The sequence below is a fragment of the Psychrobacter sp. 1U2 genome, from assembly GCF_051847575.1.
In genome coordinates, this window is the sequence record NZ_JBPYDC010001446.1 from 1 (window position 1) to 598 (window position 598).

The following is a 598-nucleotide window of genomic DNA, read 5'->3' on the forward strand; positions in this document are numbered from 1 at the left end:
CTTCGTTGCACGCCTTGACTCAGTCTCTCCTTCGCGCATACGTGTCGTTGCGACAAATGCTCTGCGTCAAGCGAAGAATGCCAATGAGTTTATAAAACGCGCTAATGAGATACTACCTAAGCCGATTGAAATCATCTCTGGACGTGAAGAGGCGCGACTGATATATCTTGGTGTTTCTCACACCAATGCTAGTAGTGATAAGCGTTTGGTTATTGATATCGGTGGCGGCTCTACTGAGTTTATTATCGGACAAGGATTTGATCCATTATTGACTGAAAGCTTACAGATGGGTTGTGTGGCTTTCACAAAGAGATTTTTTGCGGATGGGCAAATTACTAAAGAGAATTTTAATCGTGCTATCGTCGCAGCTCGCAAAGAAGTACTGGCTATTAATGGCCAATATCAAAAGACAGGCTGGAGTAGTGTGGTTGGCTCTAGTGGTACGATTAAAGCAGTGCGTAATGTGCTGGTATCCAAAGGTTGGTCAGATGAGCAAGAGCGCGTCACTTATCAAGGGGTCAAAAAATTAGAAAAACTGCTCATCAAAATCGGTGATGTAAATGACATCGAGTTAGAAGGGGTGAAAGAGCACCGTAAG

The 598-nt window shown here is 43.8% G+C and carries 1 protein-coding gene; it reads left to right on the plus strand.

All coding sequences use genetic code 11. The annotated features are described in order from the left end of the window. A partial coding sequence (locus ACS8FD_RS22555; RefSeq protein WP_439277501.1) for a Ppx/GppA phosphatase family protein occupies nt 1-598 on the plus strand: 598 nt, incomplete at both ends.